This is a genomic window from Micromonospora sp. WMMA1996, assembly GCF_002573675.1.
Taxonomy (GTDB): Bacteria; Actinomycetota; Actinomycetes; order Mycobacteriales; family Micromonosporaceae; genus Micromonospora; species Micromonospora sediminicola.
This window is the reverse complement of record NZ_PDHU01000003.1, coordinates 514,375-534,066: the sequence shown is the minus strand read 5'-3', so window position 1 is coordinate 534,066 and position 19,692 is coordinate 514,375. Positions and strand designations below refer to the sequence as shown.

General features: G+C 72.1%; 16 protein-coding genes, 1 tRNA gene and 2 pseudogenes. 12 read left to right on the top strand and 7 right to left on the bottom strand.

Annotation, left to right across the window (positions count from 1 at the left end; translation table 11 throughout):
- Positions 1–124: 124 nt before the first annotated feature.
- Entirely contained in the window at positions 125–889 is a 765-nt protein-coding gene (locus COO58_RS22145) for a hypothetical protein (protein WP_141561941.1), read from the top strand.
- Positions 890–2,288: 1,399 nt separating this feature from the next.
- Positions 2,289–2,823, top strand: a pseudogene (locus COO58_RS31265) (hypothetical protein); the annotation flags it as partial.
- On the opposite strand, the gene COO58_RS29985 reads toward COO58_RS31265, so the two are convergent.
- The 3 genes from COO58_RS29985 to COO58_RS22125 all read right to left on the bottom strand — a co-directional run bounded on the left by COO58_RS29985 (position 2,747) and on the right by COO58_RS22125 (position 5,707).
- A complete protein-coding gene (locus tag COO58_RS29985; protein ID WP_141561940.1) occupies positions 2,747–3,763 on the bottom strand; it encodes a hypothetical protein in 1,017 nt (338 codons plus the stop codon). The pseudogene COO58_RS31265 and the gene COO58_RS29985 overlap by 77 nt on opposite strands.
- Before the next feature lie 315 nt (positions 3,764–4,078).
- The gene (locus COO58_RS22130; RefSeq protein WP_255292746.1) at positions 4,079–5,566 is read right to left on the bottom strand and encodes a tyrosine-type recombinase/integrase; all 1,488 of its coding nucleotides are present in this window, start codon (positions 5,564–5,566) and stop codon (positions 4,079–4,081) included.
- 68 nt (positions 5,567–5,634) lie between these two features.
- Positions 5,635–5,707: transfer RNA gene (locus COO58_RS22125), tRNA-Arg, on the bottom strand.
- Between the two features lie 169 nt (positions 5,708–5,876).
- Between COO58_RS22125 and COO58_RS22120 the strand changes: the two genes are divergently transcribed.
- Complete coding sequence (locus COO58_RS22120; RefSeq protein ID WP_098747030.1) at positions 5,877–6,611, top strand: hypothetical protein; 735 nt, start codon at positions 5,877–5,879, stop codon at positions 6,609–6,611.
- A gap of 5 nt (positions 6,612–6,616) precedes the next feature.
- Here the strand turns inward: COO58_RS22120 and COO58_RS22115 are convergent, their stop codons facing one another.
- Both COO58_RS22115 and COO58_RS22110 read right to left on the bottom strand, forming a co-directional pair.
- Positions 6,617–7,642 carry an alpha/beta hydrolase gene (locus COO58_RS22115; protein ID WP_176558933.1) on the bottom strand — a complete coding sequence of 342 codons (1,026 nt, stop codon included), beginning with the start codon at positions 7,640–7,642 and terminating at the stop codon, positions 6,617–6,619.
- 78 nt (positions 7,643–7,720) lie between these two features.
- Positions 7,721–8,131 (bottom strand): HPF/RaiA family ribosome-associated protein, encoded by a 411-nt coding sequence (locus COO58_RS22110; RefSeq protein WP_091571628.1) that lies wholly within the window; start codon positions 8,129–8,131, stop codon positions 7,721–7,723.
- Between the two features lie 284 nt (positions 8,132–8,415).
- Between COO58_RS22110 and ssb the strand changes: the two genes are divergently transcribed.
- The 3 genes from ssb to COO58_RS22095 all read left to right on the top strand — a co-directional run bounded on the left by ssb (position 8,416) and on the right by COO58_RS22095 (position 12,059).
- Positions 8,416–9,351 carry a single-stranded DNA-binding protein gene (ssb, locus tag COO58_RS22105; RefSeq protein WP_098747028.1) on the top strand — a complete coding sequence of 312 codons (936 nt, stop codon included), beginning with the start codon at positions 8,416–8,418 and terminating at the stop codon, positions 9,349–9,351.
- 93 nt (positions 9,352–9,444) lie between these two features.
- Positions 9,445–10,518 (top strand): cobalamin biosynthesis protein, encoded by a 1,074-nt coding sequence (locus COO58_RS22100; RefSeq protein WP_369700211.1) that lies wholly within the window; start codon positions 9,445–9,447, stop codon positions 10,516–10,518.
- The gene (locus COO58_RS22095; protein ID WP_098747026.1) at positions 10,515–12,059 is read left to right on the top strand and encodes a cobyric acid synthase; all 1,545 of its coding nucleotides are present in this window, start codon (positions 10,515–10,517) and stop codon (positions 12,057–12,059) included. The genes COO58_RS22100 and COO58_RS22095 overlap by 4 nt, the downstream gene beginning before the upstream one ends.
- 34 nt (positions 12,060–12,093) lie before the next feature.
- Here the strand turns inward: COO58_RS22095 and COO58_RS22090 are convergent, their stop codons facing one another.
- Positions 12,094–12,495 (bottom strand): rhodanese-like domain-containing protein, encoded by a 402-nt coding sequence (locus COO58_RS22090; protein ID WP_091571639.1) that lies wholly within the window; start codon positions 12,493–12,495, stop codon positions 12,094–12,096.
- 111 nt (positions 12,496–12,606) lie between these two features.
- On the opposite strand from COO58_RS22090, the pseudogene COO58_RS22085 reads away from it, so the two are divergent.
- From COO58_RS22085 to COO58_RS22070, 4 genes and pseudogenes are all read left to right on the top strand, one after another.
- Positions 12,607–13,294 (top strand): annotated as a pseudogene (locus COO58_RS22085) (uridine kinase); the annotation flags it as partial.
- Positions 13,269–14,630, top strand: a complete 1,362-nt coding sequence (locus COO58_RS22080) for a dipeptidase (RefSeq protein WP_098747024.1) — start codon at positions 13,269–13,271, stop codon at positions 14,628–14,630. The pseudogene COO58_RS22085 and the gene COO58_RS22080, both read left to right, overlap by 26 nt.
- Positions 14,631–14,721: 91 nt before the next feature.
- Positions 14,722–14,928 (top strand): hypothetical protein, encoded by a 207-nt coding sequence (locus tag COO58_RS22075; RefSeq protein WP_091571646.1) that lies wholly within the window; start codon positions 14,722–14,724, stop codon positions 14,926–14,928.
- A 169-nt stretch (positions 14,929–15,097) separates the two neighbouring features.
- Complete coding sequence (locus COO58_RS22070) at positions 15,098–16,681, top strand: ATP-dependent DNA ligase (RefSeq protein ID WP_091571649.1); 1,584 nt, start codon at positions 15,098–15,100, stop codon at positions 16,679–16,681.
- Positions 16,682–16,685: 4 nt separating this feature from the next.
- Here COO58_RS22070 and COO58_RS22065 read toward each other — a convergent pair whose 3' ends face one another.
- A complete protein-coding gene (locus tag COO58_RS22065) occupies positions 16,686–17,501 on the bottom strand; it encodes an SURF1 family protein (protein ID WP_091571652.1) in 816 nt (271 codons plus the stop codon).
- Positions 17,502–17,636: 135 nt separating this feature from the next.
- On the opposite strand from COO58_RS22065, the gene COO58_RS22060 reads away from it, so the two are divergent.
- Positions 17,637–19,007, top strand: a complete 1,371-nt coding sequence (locus COO58_RS22060; protein ID WP_098747367.1) for a cobyrinate a,c-diamide synthase — start codon at positions 17,637–17,639, stop codon at positions 19,005–19,007.
- On the top strand, positions 19,004–19,636 hold the full coding sequence (locus COO58_RS22055) for a GNAT family N-acetyltransferase (protein ID WP_255292745.1): 633 nt from the start codon (positions 19,004–19,006) through the stop codon (positions 19,634–19,636). Before COO58_RS22060 ends, COO58_RS22055 begins: the two co-directional genes overlap by 4 nt.
- The last annotated feature ends 56 nt before the right edge of the window (positions 19,637–19,692 follow it).

Here is a 19,692-nt window from a genome sequence, read left to right as displayed (position 1 = left end):
CGAATGTGGGGTGGATTGAGTGGTAGATGCAAGAAGCTATAAATCTGGTGACCTTGTTGGCTTGATTGCACTAAGCGGCTCCCTCTGCTATTTTCCCGGCTGCTCACAAAGAATCGTATGCATCGTGAACGGCGATCCGATTATTCAAGCTGACATTGCTCATATTAGGGCTGCAAAGGTGAACGGCCCGAGGTATTTCAAGGATATGTCTGACGATGAGCGGCGTTCATTCTCGAATCTCATTTGGCTCTGCAAGGCGCATCATAAAGTTGTAGATAGGAGTGGGGGATCGGATTACTCGATCGAAGTCTTGGAGCGTTGGAAGTCCGAACGCGAGTCCCCTGCAATGGTTGCGCTCAAGGGTCTCGGGCAGCTTGACGAAGAGCGTTTGCAAGAGATGATTGGGGAGGCGTTAGAGTCTGCGCACGACAAGCTCAGTGACGCTTTGGCGCGATTCGAGCAGGTGGATTCCGAGGCGGCCAACTTGCTTGCTAATCTCATCGATGAGATTAGCAGCACTGGGCGGCTCGGAGTGGTGCCTGATCCTGACGTTAGTGCCATGCTGGCGGGGGCGGCCGAAAGACTCATTCTTCTCCCGGACTATGCACCCATGCTTGATAGCGCGGGTCAACGCCTGTCCTTTCTTCCGGACACCGCATCTCAGCTGACCAATGCGGCAGAGAGTCTGGCCCACCTGGCAGACGTTGCCAACCAGCTCAGCAGCGCGTCGACGGCGCTGGCCGGGATGGAAGGGATCATCAGCCAGTTGGATGATGCTGCCGCCGCTGTTGCTGACACGTCGGTGCTCGTCGACCAAATTAAATCGGCGGCTAGCTCACTGACGACTGCGGCCAACGCAATGATCGATGCCAAGAACATGTATCGCTAGTGCGGGGGCCAGGAGTCGTTATCGGATCAAGCCCGCTGCGGGACGCGGCGGCTTCGCCCCGCAGGGAGCTATCGCTAAGGCCTCGCTTACTAGCGATCGTGAGAGTTTTGACGGAACGTCAGCCTCTGGCCCGCCTGGGCGGGCCGTCGGTCGACGCGCCATGCGAACCGGAGCGCTCGCTATCGTTCGTTAGCGACCTCGAAGATTGTTCGGTGGATTAACTCGGGAAGCACATAAATCGACTCCCGGAGCATATGTTCAATTGCTGCTGCGGCGGGACTTAAATTAACGGAGATCGTGTTGGCCCACATGCTTGGCTCGTATCGAGCCAGCTTGGATAGTGCGAATAGGATAGCCCACCAAAGCAAGAATGGGTGGGGCGGTCTCTCGTCGGTCCCAATTGACGGAAAAGTCAGATGGGCGCTGCGGTATCCCACGCAATGCCGCAATAGCTCGTCCTGGTCCGAGCGCCCGGTTGGCTTTTCCCACTGAATCACGATCTCGGTAGTGGTGGCGCTGTGACCGCGTAGTTCGATGCGCTGCCCTTCCGGTGTTGTAAAGTCGAACCCTTTAAGTGACGGGAACTGGGCGAGGTGTTCCTTTACGGCTGCTCGCGGCTGCTCGAAACCAAAAATCGCATCTAAGGGATCAGGGCTCCCGGGGCGTTCAAGCATCTCAGTTGGAACGTGGATGGAGGCAAGCAGCTTGCGCTCGTCCCGGACCCCGTACGACTGGTGCTGCAAGTGTCGCGGGCGTGCGCTCCCCATCCCCGGCAGCGGGAAATGCCCGCTCTCTGGCAGGAGGCACCAGATGTCTCCGAGGGCTACGGGAGTTGGCAGCGATGCAGCGCCCAAGATATCGGCTAGTTGAGTAAATGATCCGCTTCCTTGGTTCTGAACCGTCAGTGTTGCCAGGTTAGACGGCTGTATCCCGGCAGCGTTCGAATTGGTGATCCCATGCCCGCTAAGTTGCCAGCGATCGGCATTCTCTCTTCCCGCTGCGGCTGCTGCGACGGCGCGTCCTGCCTGGGATAGACCGTAGAAGAGAAGGAGAGGGCTTGCGGCTGGGGTAACCGATCTGGCGGCAGAGAAAAGTTGCTCCGACTGCTCAAGAGCAGCGCCAAACATCACTTTCCGAGCCCCCCTCCTTGCCCAACCCGGCGGCTCGTGACGAAGGCTTCTGAGCATCTGCCATGCACGCGCAGGCGGCGTAGTTCCTAGCTCGTCCCAGGTCTGACCGTACATACGCATCCTCTCGATGCCGTCCTCTTTGGCAGAGCTACCAGCCTGCCCGTGGCTTACGTTGCAATCAAGGATGTAGGCGGCATCGCTACCTATGAGGCGCGGGGAGCTTTCTGTCAGGCGTACCTAGCCTGTCGAACCATCCCCGGCGTCTACAACGGTCGTGCGACTGGGCGTTCGTCACCCTGCCTCTGGCATCCGACCAGCACGCCGGTCACCACTGGCTGCTGATCCGCCGCAACCGCACCACCGGTGAACTGGCGTTCTACCGCTGCTGGTCGCCCGAACCGATTCCGCTGCGCCACCTGGTGGCCGGCGCCGGCCACCGCTGGAGCATCGAGGAATCGTTCCAGGCCACCAAGACCGGCGTCGGCCTGGACCAACACCAACACCGCCGCCGCAGCGGCCAGCACCATCAGCCCGAACGGCCTGAACCGATCACCGTCAACGAACTCCGACGGCTGTTCCACGCCCTGATCATCGAACCCACCCGACGCGACAGCGACGTCATCGCCTGGCCCATCTTCCGACGGGCGCCACCAAGCCGAAGCCAAGACCAGCCACTACGCCCGGCGAGCCCCTCACAGGACCCTGAAACGGATCTCCTGCTGGAGTACTAATCGAGTACGACTACTCTGGGGGAGTTTGTTCGCCAGTCGATATTGTGAAGCTTTGCGTACATCAGTGAATTGAATGTCGCAACAACGATGTTCATGGGAACCGGCAAGCCTGAAAGGGCTTCGGTCTCCCGCTCAACGATTCTCACTACAGACGATAGGCGCCGCTTGTTTTGATCTTCGTTCACCTCGGCATTCAAGTCGTCGACGATGAGGAAGATGGTAGGCGTGAAAACTTCTCTCAGTTCATCTGGTGCTGCCTGGCTGATTTTTAGGGCTCCAACTATTGAATCATGTAGGCGATTTCTGGTATTGCCCACATGGCCAACTACCTTTACGTCCAAGGCTAAATTGGGAAGGCTGTTCATTTCCGATATGATGACGGCATCCCAGATCGTCCCGCCTAGTGAAACTTCTGGCACGATGTCGATTCCGGGGCCGTAGGATCTCGTGAATGCCTTCATGGCCGCCCGTACAACTTCCTTGCCAAACTCCTTCAAACCTTCGGACCTGGTAAGTGGCGTCTTCCGTGGCTTCGGCATCGGCTGCCGCTGCTCGGTTCCTGCTCGATCTTCGCGAGTTTCTGGCGGATTCACTCGGGCGGAAGGTGTTGCTGTTTCGTCCGTCCGAGAGATTTGGCCTTCAAGCTGATCGCTTGCGGTCGGAGGCGTCGGGTCATGCGCTTCTGAGTCTCTCCCAGACGGCTCCAGTGCTTCTGCCATCTTGTCCTCGCGGGCCTGCTCCGCTTCTTCAGGAGAGGCTTGGTGCGCGCGGGCTAGTGTAAGCACCTCGTGATATGTTTTCTCATTTTCAATCTGCAGTTTCTCGATCTCGGCTACTTCTCGGTCGTTGGCGCGGTCCTGTTGTCGCTTCCAAGAAATTGCGCCCCATAGCACGAATCCAAGGCCGAGGATCAGCATGGAGGTGGTGAAGTAAGGCCAAAAATTCAGCAGAAAAGAAATTTGTTGTTGTTGGACTTGAACCGCATCGCGCGCCTCTGGGGTCAGTCTTACCAATTCTGCATCCGATGTCTTGAAGACCGATTGGCTTCGAAGTAGGAGAACTGGGAGGCCAATAGCGACTCCGCAAACAGCTCCACCTATGCTGACCAAGAACTTGTGAAAGTCTGTGTACTGGAGGCTCGGGAGCACATTGCCTAGCCTATGCGACCGGCTCGCTGGGCGCGAGGAGCGGCTTGCTCTTGAGTACGCGAGCGATGGCATCAGTGGTGCTGAACATCGAGTGCAGCGCTGTGCGGCTAGAGCCTATGCGCGCAGGTTCACAGGTTGGGTGTTGGGTATCGCGTGCTGCCTAGCCCGCTAGTCGGCAACTCATCCGCCGGCCACTATCGCTCGCCGACCTCGGACGACGCCTACCAGGCCCTCTGCCGTCAGTAGGGCGACAGCCCGGTGAGCCGTACCAACCGAGACGCAGTGTGTTGTCGCCAGCTCGGCAACGGTTGGAAACTGGTCGCCGGGCCGGAGCCGACCGGTGTTGATCTGGTGGCGTAGCGCGGCGGCTATCTCTTCGTACGGGCTGCCAGGCGTCTTTCGTAGCGTTTGTGTGAGCGGGCGCGGCGGCATCCGGGCGGCCAGTGTGCCAGCTGCCCTCTGGTCAGACTCCGAAAGCCAAGCGGCGTACACCCTGAGCGTCGTCGTGCCGCCGCCGCCGTGACCGAGTCGTCCAGCAACCGTCCGCACGTCGACACCCGCGTTGATCAGCTCAGTTGCCGAGTAGTGGCGTAGGGCGTGGATGTGACTGTCGATGCCGAGCCGGCTGGCGAGCCGGCCGTACCGCTGGGTGATGGTGTCGGGCCGGTAGCCACGGCTGTTGTCCGGCTCGGGGGAGAAGACGTAGTCGGCAGGATCGGCGTCCGCGTCGAGCTGCGCCAGGCGGTCGACGTACCGGCCGTGCAGCTCGCGCAGCACTTCAATCGTCTCCGGGTCGAGCGCCACCCGCCGCTGCTGGTGCGTCTTGGTGTCCTTCTCCTGTAGCTGGCCATGCTCATCCAAGTAGGCGCTGCGTCGCAGCGTCAGCACACCGGCGTCCAGGTCGAGATGGTGCCAGCGCAGCGCGGCCAGCTCGCCGCGGCGGGCGCCGGTCGTCATGGCGAGCCAGACCAGCGCGCCCCAATCCGGATCGCGCCACGCCTCGCTGATGATGCGGGCTGCGTCGGCCGGACTCGGCGGCTGCGGGTCGGGGTGCGGCGGTGCGGGTGGCTCGGCCTGGCTGGCAGGGTTGACGGCAATCCAGCGCCACCGGACCGCCCGGCTGAGCGCACCACTGAGGATCCAGTGAACTTGCCGCACCGATGAAGCGCTGAGCGGCTTGCAGACGTGCGGCCGGCACTTCGCGGTGCAGGCGTGCTCGCCCTCCACACGGTGCTTCACGAACGGCTTGCCGCCGCACCAGTCCCGGCAGCGGCGCAGGCTCGCGTAGAACGACTCCAGCGTCTCGGCGTCGAGCCGGCCAACCGGCAGCTTGCCGAGCACCGGCCGTACGTGCTTGTTGAGCTTGTTGACGTAGCCCATGCGGGTGGTGGCTTCGATGTCGGCCACCTCAAGCCACCGGTCTAGGAGCTGGTCGAGCGTGGCGCGGGTGCGCGGGTTGCGTCGCTCATCGACCTGCGCCAGCAGCCGCGTACGCGCCTTCTCGGCTTCCTTGGGGGCGGTGCGGCCGGCGGGGATGACCTCGGTCAGGTAGTGCCGCTTCCCGCTGATCGGGTCGACGCCGGCATAGACCTTCACGCGCAGTGACCCGCTGGGGAGAGTTTCGATCTCGCCGCGCTGGCGCTTGGTGCGTCCGTTCGAGGCTGCCACGAGGCCACCGTAGCGCGCTCGCACCACGAATAGCCCCACGCGAGCCGGTCCTATCGGAGAAGTGCCTGTGCGCCCGGCAGGATTCGAACCTGCGGCCTTGGGATTAGAAGTCCCCTGCTCTATCCGCTGAGCTACGGGCGCGCGCCGACGATCGTCGCGCCAAGAGGGTACCGCCGGCTCCGGCCCGCCCGGGGGTACGGGTCGGCGCGTCCACGTCGTCGCCCAGCGTCCCATGCCGGGGCCCCGCCCGGCATCCCGGTTCCGGCGGGTCCCGGGCCGGCGGCCACGGCGCGGTCCGTACCCTCGGCGGATGCTGCTCGACCAGGAAACCGAGAACGAGATCGTCTTCGAGCTGTGCCAGCTGCTCGGGCGGGCCATCCTGCCCGTCACCGGGTCGGCGGGACCCGGCGCGGCGGCCGGCACGGTCGGCACCGCCTTCTTCTACAGCGAGCTGGTCGGCGCGACCGACGACGGGGAGGTCGCGCACGAGTGGCTGCTCACCGCGGACCCGGTCACCGCTTCCGCGTACGGGGAGATCGGACTGCGGCCGAGCGTCACCGACCCGGCGGAGGGGGCGGAGGAGCCGATCGAGCTGCCCGGCTTCGCCGACCACTGGCTGCACCTGCCGGATCTGGGGCTGGCCGCGATGCCCACCGGCGGGCTGCACGGCTACGCCGACGACCGGGGCTGGCGCTGGCGTACCCAGCAGGTGACCGAGGCGGTGGCCGCGCCGGCCGACGCGGTCGCCCGGATCGGCGCGGCGCCCGCCTCGGCGTTCGTGCTGGCCCTGGGCGTGGGGGAGGACGGGTCGCGGCCCCTGGAGGCGGTGGTCGAGCGGGTCGCGCGGGACGGCGACGAGGTGCGGGTCACCCGCGAGCTGCCCGCCGGGTACGTGGGCGCGCCGGTGTTCGCGGTCGAGGCCGGGCCGGACGGCGGGCCGGCGCTGCGCTGCCTGGGCGTGCTGCTGCCACCCCGCGGGGGCGGGCACCCGGTCGCGACGTTCGACCGGATCCGGGCGGCGCTCGCCGAGGTGGTCGACGGCTGACCGGGTCAGCCGTCGGCGGTCGCCCCGGCTGGCTCGTCGGCCGGCCGGCGCGGGGCCGGCGGCGTGGACTCCGGCTCGGTCGGGCCGGCCCGGAGGAAACCCTCCGCCCAGCGCCCGACCTCCGCGAAGACCTTCTCGCGTACGAGGGGACTGGACAGCGTGAGGTCGTGCAGCCCGCCGTCGAAGCGGGCCAGGGTGACGTGCCGCCCGAGGCGGGGCGCCCAGCGCACCATGTGCTCGACGTCGAGCACCGCGTCGGCGAGCGTGGCGTTGTCGTGCCACTTCGCGCCCCGGAAACTGCGGGTGGAGCAGGCCAGCAGCACCGGCACCGGGATGTCGAGACCGGCCCGCAGCCGGCGCTGGCCGGCCCGGATCGCGTTGATCCAGCCGGCCCGGACCGGGAATCCGGCGAGCGGCTTCCAGGCCAGGTCGTAGCGCCACTCGCCCCGGTGGTCGGCGTGCAGGCTCTCGCCGTACACCGTGCCCAGCCCGAACGGCAGGATGCGCTGCGGCGCCCGACGGCCCAGGCGGGAGACGGCGGCCGCGAGGGGTCGGCGGACCACCCAGGGGGCGTTGATGTCGAAGAAGGGGCTGTTGAGCACGATGCCGTCGACCAGGCCGGCGTCGCGTCGGGCGTCCGCCCACAGCGAGATGATCAGGCCGCCGGTGGAGTGGCCCATGGCGAGCAGGGTGTCGTGCCCCTCCTCGGCCCGGATGATCTCGGCCGCGGCGTCCAGCTCGGGGAAGTAGTCGGCCAGGTCGCGGCAGAAGTTCGGGGTCTGGTGCGGCAGCAGGCTGCGGCCGTACTTGCGCAGGTCGAGGGCGTAGAAGTCCCACCCGCGCTCGGCGAAGAAGTCGGCCACGTGGGTCTGGAAGAAGTAGTCGACGAAGCCGTGCACGTAGAGCACGGCGCGGCCGGTCGGGCGGTCGGCCCGCCGGCGGACCAGGGTGGCGACCACCGGTCCCTCGTCGTCGGTGCCCAGGTCGATCGTCCGCCGCTCGTAGGGCGCTCCCAGCACGTCCGGTTCCACGACCGCGACGGTACGCCGCCTCGCTACCCGGCGGTAGCCCCCGCCCGCCGGCACCGTGCGGGCGGGGGCGTACGGGGCTCAGGCGGTCTCGGCGTCCTCGCGCGCGGCGGCCTGCAGCGGGACGTCCTCGGGCTGGTCGACCGCGCGCAGGTGCTTGTTGCTGCGCGGCTCCTGCCGGGTCTTCGCGTCGTTGAGCTTGCGGCGCAGGTCGTCCCGGACGTCGTTGAGCGCGGCGTGCAGGTCCTCCTCCGTCGAGGTGGTGACGATCTTCTGCCGGCCGGCGACCCAGCACTCCAGGGTCACCTTCTGACCCCGGGCCTCGCGGTCCTTGACCGACACCTCCAGCTCGGTCGCGTCGGCGTGGAAGCCGGCGAGCCGGGCGTCAAGCGTCGCGAACTGCTCGGCGATCCAGTTGCGGTCGCCCTGGGAGAACCCGGCACCGACCCGCAGGCACTCGGCCACGGTCGCGGGGTTCGCCACGGCGCTCATCGCCCTGCCTCGCGGACGTCTCGGAGAAGCATCGGCGCTCCCTTTCTCTCGGTTGATCAAGTACTTACCCAGCCGGCGTGATTCCGGAACGCCCTCCGCCGGTCACATTCCGATCATGTGTCGCCGCAGGTCGGCGTCGTAGGGTCCGTGGTCCTAGCAGATCGGGACCTTGATCAGGGGGTTGTCCACAAGGCGGTCCGTCGTCCACAGGCGGGGTGCCGGCGGTCGCACCGACCGGGCGAAGCGGCCACGCTCTGCCGGACAAGCCGATCCCTGGAGGGGCGATGTTCGATACGTACGTCACGATCGTCGGCAACGTGCTGACCGCGCCGGAATGGCGCCGGACCACCCAGAGCGGGACACTGGTGGCCAACTTCAAGGTGGCCTCGACCGCCCGCCGGCTCGACCGCGACAGTGGCCGCTGGGTGGACGGCAACAGCCTGCGCGTGCGGGTCAACTGCTGGCGCCGGCTGGCCGAGGGGGTGGCCGCGTCGGTGGCGGTCGGCGACCCGGTGGTCGTCGCCGGCCGTCTCTACACCCGCGACTGGACCGACGAGGCCGGCACCCACCGCACGCTCTACGAGCTGGAGGCGGTCGCGGTCGGGCACGACCTGTCCCGGGGGCGGGCCCGCTTCCTGCGCAACCAGCCCCGCGCCGCCACCAGCTCGGTCGAGGACGCGGAGGCGGAGCAGCGGGTGCACGGCGAGGCGACCGAGCCGGTGCCCGACGCGCAGGCCCCGGCCACGTTCGACCACCGGCCGTTCGACGACGACTTCCCGCCGCCGGAGTTCGGGGCGGCGCGGGTCGGTCTCACCGGCAGGATCGAGCGGGCCGGCGAGTCCGACCCGTTCGACGCCCGCCCCGACGTGGCCGGCGGGCTCGACGGCGCGGGCGGCGCCCACGGCGGGCTCGGCCGCACCGAGAGCCGGCCGGGCGGTGGGGACGGTCGGTTCGACGGCGTGCTCCCCGACCGGGACGCCTGGCCCACCGGCCCGGACGCGGGCGAGCACGACGAGTTGGCGGCCGACGACGGCGACGAGCCGGTCGAGGTCGGGGACGACGAGTTGGCCGAGGTCGACCCGCCGGAGACCGACCGCGCGGGCGGCCACGAGCCGGGCGACCCCGGGCCGGGTGACGGGAGCGCGGGTGGCGCGGGCACGGGCGGCGTCGGGCCCGCCCCGGGTCGTCGCGGACGGCGACGGACCCCGGTGCCCGCCTGAGCGTCCGGGCCGTGCGAACGGGGGCGCGGGGTGGCGACGACGACGTGGCCACCCCGCGGTACGGCTAGGCTGGCCGGCCGGAGGTGGTGACGGGTGCGGCAGGCGACCGCCATGGCGAACGCGACCGGGCTGGTGGCGGGCTACGCGCTCGACGCGCTGCTCGGCGACCCGCGCCGGTGGCATCCGGTGGCCGGCTTCGGCCGGTCTGCGGGCGCGCTGGAGCGCCGGCTCTACCGCCCCGACCGGTCGGCCGGCGCCGCGTTCACCGCGCTCGCGGTCGGCGCGCCGGTGCTGCTCGGCGCCGCCGCCACGCTGGCCACCCGCCGGCATCCGGCCGCCCAGGCCGCGCTGGTCGCCGCCGGCACCTGGACGGTGCTGGGCGGGCGCACGCTGCGGCACGAGTCCCGGGTGATGGCACGGGCGCTGCGTCGGGCCGACCTGCCCGCCGCGCGGGCCCGCCTCGGTCACCTCTGCGGCCGCGACCCGTCCGCCCTCGACGAGCCCGAGCTGGCCCGGGCCACCGTCGAGTCGGTCGCCGAGAACACCTCCGACGCGGTGGTCGCTCCCCTGGTGTGGGGTGCGGTCGCCGGGCTGCCCGGCCTGCTCGGCTACCGGGCGGCGAACACGCTCGACGCCATGGTCGGCCACCGCTCGCCCCGCTACGCGCGCTTCGGCACCCCGGCCGCCCGCCTGGACGACCTGCTCAACCTCGTGCCGTCCCGCCTGACCGGGCTGCTCACGGTGGCCGTTGCCCCGGTGGCGCACGGCGACCGCGCGGCCGCCTGGCACGTCTGGCGGCGGGACCGGGCCGACCACCCCAGCCCGAACGCGGGCCAGTGCGAGGCGGCCATGGCGGGCGCGCTCGGCGTCCGGCTCGGCGGGCGCAACGTCTACTTCGGTCGCTCCGAGACGCGGCCGTTCCTCGGCGACGGCCCCCGCCCGGAGGCGCGGCACCTGAAGCGGGCCGCCCGCATCTCCGGCGCGGTCGGGGTGGCCGCGCTCGGCCTGGCCGCGCTCTACCCGGTGACCGTCGGCCGGCTGGCCGGCGCCACCGGCCGCGCCGCGGCGCGCGGGCTCCTGCGCGCCGCCGGCGGCCGGTCCACCGCCGGCCGCGTCCTCGCCGGCTCGGCCCCGGTGGGCGGCGGGCGGCGGGGGAGCGGGCGGTGAGCGGCGGGCTGCTGGTCGCCGGCACCACCTCGGACGCCGGCAAGAGCGTGGTCACCGCCGGCATCTGCCGCTGGCTGCGCCGCCGGGGCGTCCGGGTGGCCCCGTTCAAGGCGCAGAACATGTCCAACAACTCGGCGGTGGTGGTCGGCCCGGACGGCCGGGGCGGCGAGCTGGGCCGGGCCCAGGCGATGCAGGCCGCCGCCTGCGGGCTGACGCCCGACCTGCGTTTCAACCCGGTGCTGCTCAAGCCCGGCAGCGACCACGCCAGCCAGGTGGTGCTGCTCGGCGAGGCGGTCGACACGGTCACCGCCGGCAACTTCCACACGCTGCGGCCCCGGCTCGCCGACACGGCGTACGCGGCGCTGGCCGAACTGCGGTCCGAGTACGACGTGGTGATCTGCGAGGGCGCCGGCAGCCCGGCCGAGATCAACCTGCGCGCGGGCGACTACGTCAACCTGGGCCTGGCCCGGCAGGCCGGCCTGCCCACGGTCGTGGTCGGCGACATCGACCGGGGCGGGGTCTTCGCGTCGATGTTCGGCACGGTCGCGCTGCTCGACGCCGCCGACCAGGCGCTGGTCGCCGGCTTCGTGATCAACAAGTTCCGGGGCGACCTCGGGCTGCTCCGACCCGGGCTCGACATGCTGCGCCAGGTCACCGGCCGTCCGACGTACGGGGTGCTGCCCTGGGCGCTCGACCTGTGGCTGGACGCGGAGGACTCGCTGGCCTACGGGCGGGTGCTCGGCCGTCCGGCGGCGCCGCGGGGCACCGACTGGCTCGACGTGGCGGTGGTCCGGCTGCCCCGGATCAGCAACGCCACCGACGTCGAGGCGCTCGCCACCGAGCCGGGCGTGCGGGTCCGACTGACCGTGGAGCCGGCCGAGCTGGCCGCCGCCGACCTGGTGGTGCTCCCGGGCTCCAAGTCCACCGTCGCCGACCTGGCCTGGCTGCGCGAGACCGGCCTGGCCGACGCCGTCCGGGCGCACGCCGCCGCCAACCGGCCGCTGCTCGGCATCTGCGGCGGCTTCCAGATGCTGGCCCGGGCCGTCCACGACCCGGTGGAGAGCCGCCGGGGCACCGTCCCCGGCCTCGGGCTGCTCCCCATCGAGATCACCTTCGACGAGCGCAAGACGGTGCGCCGCGCGGTGGGCACCGCCGCCGGGGACGTGCCGGTGCACGGCTACGAGATCCACCACGGGCGGGTCTCGGCCGCCGACCCGGGTCTGCCGCCGCTGCTGCGCCACGCCGACGGCACCGGCGAGGGCGCCCGGCTCGGCGCGGTGTACGGCACCCACTGGCACGGCACTTTCGAGTCGGACGTGTTCCGCCGCCGCTTCCTCACCGAGGTGGCCGAGGCGGCCGGGCGGACCGGCTTCAAGGTCGCGCCGGACACCTCGTTCGCCGCCGCCCGGGAGCGGATGCTGGACCTGCTCGGCGACCTGGTCGAGGAGCACCTCGACACGGACGCGCTCTGGCGGCTGATCGAGTCCGGCCCCCCGCCGGGCCTGCCGTTCGTGCCACCCGGTGCGCCGGAGACACCGTGACCGCGAGGTTCGGGCGGGGACCGGTCGGCGTGACTCAGTGGCGCACGTCGGCCGGCCGGTCGGACATCGGCAGCCCGGCCTCCCGCCAGCCCTGCACCCCGCCGATCATGTCGGTCGCCTGCCGCAGGCCCAGCGTCTGCAGGCTGGCGGCGGCCAGGCTGGAGCTGTAGCCCTCCCGGCAGACCACCACGATCTCGCGGTCGTACCCGGTCGCCTCCGGGATGCGCCAGGCGCTGGCCGGGTCGAGCCGCCACTCCAGCACGGTGCGGTCGATGACGATCGCGCCGGGCAGCTCACCCTCCTCGCGGCGCTGCGCCTCGGTACGCGTGTCGATGAGCAGCGCGCCGCCGCGGACCGCCTCGACGGTCTCGTGCGGAGTGAGCCGGCGGAGACCGGCGCGGGCCTGTTCCAGGAGGGCGTCGACGCCCGGACACATCACGTCATGGAGCACCCCCCGATCATGCCCAGGGTGCCGCCACGCCGCCCGGTGAACGGGTCCGCCCGGGTCGCAGGATCCAGCGGACGGGGGAACGTTAGCGTCGGTCGGGTGAACGTGGCGGTGGTCGAGGCGTACGCCGGTCTGGCCGGGCGGGTGCTGGCCGGGCCGGCGCGGTTGGGGCGTACCCGCCTGGTGGCGGTCGACGGGCCGAGCGGCGCGGGCAAGAGCGTGTTCGCGACGCGCCTCGCGGACGCCCTCGCGGCGCGGGCCGGCGGGGACCGGCCGCCGCTGGTGCGCACCGACGACCTGCTCGACGGCTGGGACGACCAGCTCACCTTCTGGACCCGGCTGGAGGAGTGGGTGCTCGGGCCGGTGCGGGCCGGGCGGCCGGGCGGCTACCGGCGCTACAGCTGGGTCCGCCGCCGCTTCCTGGACCGGGTGACGGCGGTGCCGGCCGGGGCGGTGCTGATCGTGGAGGGGGTGAGCGCCGCCCGCGCCCTGGTGCGCCCCGAGCTGACCCTGTCGGTGCTGGTCACCGCGCCGGCCGAGCTGCGGCTGTCCCGCGCGCTGGCCCGCGACGGCGCGCAGGTCCTGCCGGAGCTGCGGCGGTGGCACGCGGGGGAGCGGGCGCACTTCGCCGCCGACGGCACGGTGGCGGCGGTGGACCTGGTCGTCGACGGCGCGCCGGCGGTGCCGCACGACCCGGACCGCTACTACGTGCGGTTCGGCCGGCGACCGGGCTCGGGTAAGGCCGGCATACGATTCCGGTCATGACCTCACCGATCATCTCCGAGTCCGAGGTGCGGGCCGCCGTCGAGCGCGAACTGCCCGGCGTCCGTGCCGACCTCGAACGCCTCGTCCGCATCCCGGGCATCGCCTTCGAGGGCTTCGACCACTCGCACGTGGAGCGCTCCGCCGAGGCGGTGGCCGAGCTGCTGCGCGGCTGCGGTCTCGACACCCGGATCGTCCGGTCGGGCGGCCAGCCGGCGGTGATCGGGACGAGGGCGGCCCCGCCCGGCGCGCCCACCGTGCTGCTCTACGCGCACCACGACGTGCAACCGGTCGGTGACCTGTCGCTGTGGGAGTCCGACCCGTTCGAGCCGGTGGAGCGCGACGGCCGCCTCTACGGCCGGGGCGCCGCCGACGACAAGGCGGGCATCATGGCGCACGTCGCCGCGCTGCGCGCGTTCGGCGACCGGCTCCCGGTCGGCGTGGTGCTCTTCATCGAGGGCGAGGAGGAGTACGGCTCGGACTCGCTGGAGCGGCTGCTCGCCGAGCACCGCGACGAGCTGGCCTCGGACGTCATCGTGATCGCCGACTCCGCCAACTGGGACGTCGGGGTGCCGGCGCTGACCACCTCGCTGCGCGGCATCGTGAACTGCTTCGTGGAGGTGCGCACGCTGGAGCACGCGGTGCACAGCGGCATGTTCGGCGGGGCCGTTCCGGACGCGCTCACCGCGCTGGTGAGGCTGCTCGGCACGCTGCACGACGACGCCGGTGACGTGGCGGTGGAGGGCCTGGCCGCCCGCGAGGGCGCCAGCGTCGACTACCCGGAGGACCGGTTCCGCGCGGAGGCCGGCCTGGTCGACGGCGCGAAGCTGTTCGGCACCGGGCGGATCACCGACCGGCTCTGGACCAAGCCGGCGCTGGCGATCCTGGGCGTCGACGCGCCGTCCACCGGCGAGGCCCCGAACGCGCTGGTGCCGTCCGCCAGGGCCAAGCTGAGCGTACGGCTGGCGCCCGGCGACGACCCGAAGAAGGCGTACGCGGCGCTGACCGCCCACCTGGAGCGGCACGCGCCGTGGGGCGCGCGGGTGACGGTGACGTTCGAGCACGACGGTTCGCCGTGCGTCATCGACGCGACCGGCCCGATGTTCGACGCGGCGCGGGCGGCGTTCCGGGGGGCCTGGGACGGCACCGACCCGGTGGACATCGGGGTGGGCGGCTCGATCCCGTTCATCGCCACGTTCCAGGAGATGTTCCCGCGGGCGGCGATCCTGGTGACCGGCGTGGAGGACCCGCACGCCCGGGCGCACGGGCCGAACGAGAGCCTGCACCTGGGCGAGTTCGCCCGGGTCTGCCTGGCCGAGGCGTTGCTGCTGGCCAAGGTGGCCGAGGCGGGCCGCGCCTGACGAGCGCGCGCTCGGTGTCGAAACCGTAACTTCGGGATGGATGTCGGAGTTTGCGGTGTGTCGGCCGGCGGGGTGTTATAGTCTTTCGAACATGCGTACGAACGACGAGATGGCGCGGCTCCAGGCCGCCGTCCGTGCTCTGGGGGACGTCGACGTCTCCGCGTGGCCCGAGGCCACGCTCAAGGAACAGCTCGGTGAGCTCTCCGCCACGCTGGTCACCCTCGACGCGTTGCTGACCCGGGTCGCCGACGGCGTGCGCGGGCGCGGCCTGCGCGTCGAGGAGCCGGTCTCGGCCTGACCTCCGTCCCGGTCCCGGAGCGATCCGGGCCCGTCCCCGGGCGCGCGGCCCGGCGACCGGCACGCCCGGGTCGTCGCGTCCGAGCTTCCGGCGGTCCCGGCGACACCCGTGCGGTGCGCCGGGCCGCCGGAAGCGCCTCGCCGGCACAGGTGACTGGCAGGATGTGCACGTGCGTTTCGCGGAGCTGGCGGCCACCTCGGCCGCGGTCGGCGCCACCGGCGGCCGTCGGGCCAAGGTGGAGCTGCTGGCCGCCGCGTTGCGCGCGCTCGATCCGGGCGAGATTCCGGCCGGCGCCGGCTACCTCGCCGGCGAGCTGCGCCAGCGCCAGACCGGCGTCGGCTGGGCGGGTCTGCGTGACCTGCCCCCGCCGGCGACCGAGCCCACCCTGACCGTGGCCGGGGTCGACGCGGCGATCGAGGAGATCTCCCGGGTCGGCGGCGCCGGCTCCCAGGCGCGGCGGCGTGAGCTGGTCGGCAGGCTCTTCGCCGCGGCGACCGCCGACGAGCAACGCCTGCTGGTCGGCCTGTTCCGGGGTGAGCTGCGTCAGGGCGCCCAGGCCGGCCTGCTCACCGAGGCGGTGGCCCGGGCCGCCGACGTGCCGGTCACCGCCGTGCGGCGCGCGCTGCTGCTCGCCGGCGACCTGCGGGCGGTGGCGGTCGCGGCGCTCACCGGCGGCGCCGCCGCGCTGGCCGGGTTCGGGCTCCAGGTGGGCCGGCCGCTCGCGCCGATGCTGGCGCAGAGCGCGCCCTCGGTCGACGAGGCCCTCACCGCCACCGGCCTCCCCGCCGTGGTCGACGTCAAGCTCGACGGCATCCGCATCCAGGTGCACCGCTCCGGGCAGGACATCGCGGTGTTCACCCGCAGTCTCGACGAGATCACCGGCCGGCTGCCCGAGGTGGTGGCCGCCGTCCGCGCGCTGCCCGCCCGCGAGCTGGTACTCGACGGCGAGGCGATCGGGCTGGACGCCACCGGCCGTCCACTGCCGTTCCAGGAGACGTCCAGCCGCGCGGCCCGGCGCACCACGCCCAGCACCACCGGCCGCACCCCGGTCGCGCCCGCCGTGCTGGCCGCCGCCGAGCGCACCGGCGAGCCGGTGCTGACGCCGTACTTCTTCGACCTGCTGCACCTCGACGGCGCCGACCTGATCGACGCGCCGGGCCGCGAGCGCTGGGCGGCGCTGGCCGGGGCGGTCGACCCGTCGCTGCTGGTCGGCCGGGTCGAGGTGGACGACGTGGCGCAGGCCGGCGCGGCGTTCGCGGCGGCGGTCGACGCCGGTCAGGAAGGGGTCGTGGTCAAGGATCCCGCCGCGCCCTACGACGCGGGCCGGCGCGGCTCGGCCTGGGTCAAGGTCAAGCCCCGGCACACGCTCGACCTGGTGGTGCTCGCGGTCGAGTGGGGCAGCGGCCGGCGTCAGGGCTGGCTGTCCAACCTGCACCTCGGCGCCCGCGACCCGGGCACCGGCGAGTTCGTCATGCTCGGCAAGACGTTCAAGGGGCTCACCGACGAGCTGCTGCGCTGGCAGACCGAGCGCTTCCTGTCGTTGGCCGTGGAGAAGGGCGACTGGGTGGTGCGGGTCCGGCCGGAGCAGGTGGTCGAGATCGCCTTCGACGGGGTGCAGACCAGCAGCCGCTACCCGGGCGGGATGGCGCTGCGTTTCGCCCGCGTGGTGCGCTACCGGGACGACAAGACCGCCGCCGAGGCGGACACGATCGACGCGGTGCGGGCGATCCACGCCGGTCGGGTCACCGGCTGACGGATCAGGTGGCGGCGGGCTCGGCGGCCCGGTCCACCGGCTCGCGCGGGCCGTCCAGGCCGGCCCGTCGACGCGCCTCCCGGCGGGCCACCCAGCCGTAGCCGACCAGGCTCATCACCGCGAAGATCCACCACTGCCAGACGTAGCCGAAGTTCTGCCAGTTGTTGGTGTGCCCGATCGGCACCGCCTGGAACGCCGGGTCGGCGGCCGGGGTCTGCCCGTCGAGCAGCACGTAACCGCCGGTCACCGGGTAGGGCAGCTGCTTCGCCAGGCGGGGGATGACGATCCGCCGGGCCTCCAGCTTGCCGTCGCGCCGGTCCACCCCGCCGCCACCGCTCTCGCTGCCGACCACCCGGCCGGTGACGGTGACCTCGCCGGTCGGCGCGGCCGGCACGGACGGCTGGGCGGTGGCGCCGGCGCCCGGCGCGGGCGGGACCCACCCGCGGTCGACCAGCACCGCGCTGCCGTCGGCCAGCACCAGCGGCGTGAGCACCTCGAAGCCGACCTTGTTGTCCACGGTCCGGCCCCGGATCAGCACGACGTTCGCGGTGTCGTAGCGGCCGGTGGCGGTGACCCGGCTCCAGGTGAGCCGCTCGGCCGGGGCGGGACCGACGCTGCCCGGGCCACCGGTCGGTGCGGGCAGCGCGTCGCGCAGCGGCGCGGGGGTCATCGTGGCGCCGGCGTCGATCCGGTCGTTGATCGCCGACCGGCCCCGGTAGCGGTCCAGCTGCCAGTTGCCCAGGAACACCATCACCGTGGCGGCCACCAGCGTCAGCGCGAGGTAGCCGAGCCAGCGCGGGGTCAGCAGGAACCGGTACACGTTGGCCAAGGCTACCCGTATGAGCGGGGCCACTCGCGGCTGCCGGGCGGAACGGGACGCTCCGCGGCCGACGGGCGCCGGGGCGGACGGGTATGGTCACGCGGGCGGAAATCACCCCGGACCCAGGAGTCGATGATGACCGACGTGCCGCGCGTCGTGCTGAGCGCGCCCTCCTCCGGGCACGGCACCGGTGCCCTCTCCCTCGGCCTGCTCGCCGCCCTCGCCGAGCGCGGCGTGCCGGTGGCCGGCTTCAAGGTCGGGCCGGACCAGGTGGACGCGGCGTACCTGGGGCTGGCCGCCGGTCGCCCCGGCCGCACGCTGGACCCCCGGCTGGTCGGCCCGGAGCGGGTCGCGCCGCTCTTCGCGCACGGCGCGGCCGGCGCCGGGTTCGCGCTGGTCCAGGGCACCATGGGGCTCTACGACTCGGTCGCCGGTCGGCCGGAGAGCGAGTCCACCGCCGCCGTGGCCACCGCGCTGCGCAGCCCGGTGGTGCTGGTCGTGGACGTCGCCGCGATGGGGCAGTCGGTGGCCGCGCTGGTGCACGGCTTCCGCTCCTACGACGAGCAGCTCTGGCTGGGTGGCGTGATCCTCAACCGGGTGGCCTCGCCCCGGCACGAGACGCTGCTGCGCGAGGCGCTCGACGACGTGGGGGTGCCGGTCTACGGCGCGCTGCGTCGCCACGAGCTGCCCCCGGTGCTGCCCGCCCGCCGGCACGGCGCCGCGCCCGTGGTGCGCGGTGACGCCGAGGCCGAGCGCGGCGTGCGCCGGCTCGGTGAGGCGGTCGCCGCCACCGTCGACCTGGACCGGCTGCTGGCGCTGGCCCGGTCCGCTCCCGCCCTGACCGTGGAGCCCTGGTCGCCGGAGCCGGCGGACGGTCCGTCCGCCCCGGCGGAGCGGCCGGTGGTGGCGCTGGCCGGCGGCCCGGCCGGCAGCTACAGCCATCCGGAGGTCGCCGAGCTGCTGCGGGCCGCCGGCGCCGAGGTGGTCACGCTCGACCCGCTGCGCGACGAGGCGCTGCCCGCCGGGGCCCGCGCGCTGGTCGTCGGCGGCGGGCTCCCCGAGACGTACGCGGAGCAGCTCTCCGCCAACCGCCGGCTGTGCATCGCGGTGGCCGAGCTGGCCCGGTCGGGCCGTCCGGTGGTCGCCGAGGGGGCGGGCCTGCTCTGGCTGGCGCGCGAGCTGGACGGCCTGCCGATGTGCGGCGTGCTCGACGCGGTCGGCACGGTCCGCGACGGCCTGGTGGTCGGCTACCGGGACGCCACGGCGGTCACCGGCAGCGTGGTGGCGCCGGCCGGCGCGACCGTGACCGGGCACAAGCAGCACGCCGCCGTGCTCACCCCGCGCGCCGGTGACCAACCGGCCTGGCGCTGGGACGGCGGCACGCCGGAGGGCTTCGTCCGCCACGGCGTGCACGCCTCGCAGCTGGTGCCGCACTGGGCCGCGCTTCCGGGCGTCGCGTCCCGCCTGGTGGCCGCCGCGTTGGCGCCCTCGGCGGCCCTGGCGTGATCGGTCAGGTGGCGGTACGCCGGTTCCCGGCGCTGACCGTCTCCACCCCGCGGACCGAGGTGCGCCGGCTGGTCGCGACGGACGCAGCGGCGGTCGACGAGGTGTTCGGCGACCGGCAGACCCAGCGGTGGCTGCCGCTGGCCGAGGCGGCCGGGCAGATCGACGGGCGGGCGTGGTGCACGGAGCTGGCCCGGCAGCGGCGGGACAGCGGCGACGGCGACCACTGGGCGGTGGTCCGTCGGGAGGACCAGCGCGTGGTGGGGTGCCTGTGGACCCGCCGCACCGACTGGGGCGCCCGGCTCACCGAGGTGTCGTACGCGATCGCGCCGCACGCCCGCGGCTACGGCCTGGCCGCCGAGGCGGTGGACGCGGTGGCCATCGCGCTGATCCTGGAGCACGGTTTCCACCGGGTGGAGCTGCGGGTGGCGCCCGGCAACGTCGCGTCCCGGCGGGTGGCCGAGAAGGCCGGTTTCAGCTACAGGGCCTGTTGCGCAACGCCGGTTTCGTCCGCGCGCCCGGGTGGACCTGGAGTTGTGGTCCTTCGTCGCCGCCGACCTCCGCTGAGCCCCTCCCACGTCCGATCAAGGAGTTCGCGTCGGGGACCACGCGATCCGGACGCAACTCCTTGATCAACTGACCCGGGCGCACCCCCGGGCGGAACGTGGGGCTCAGCCGACGATCTGGT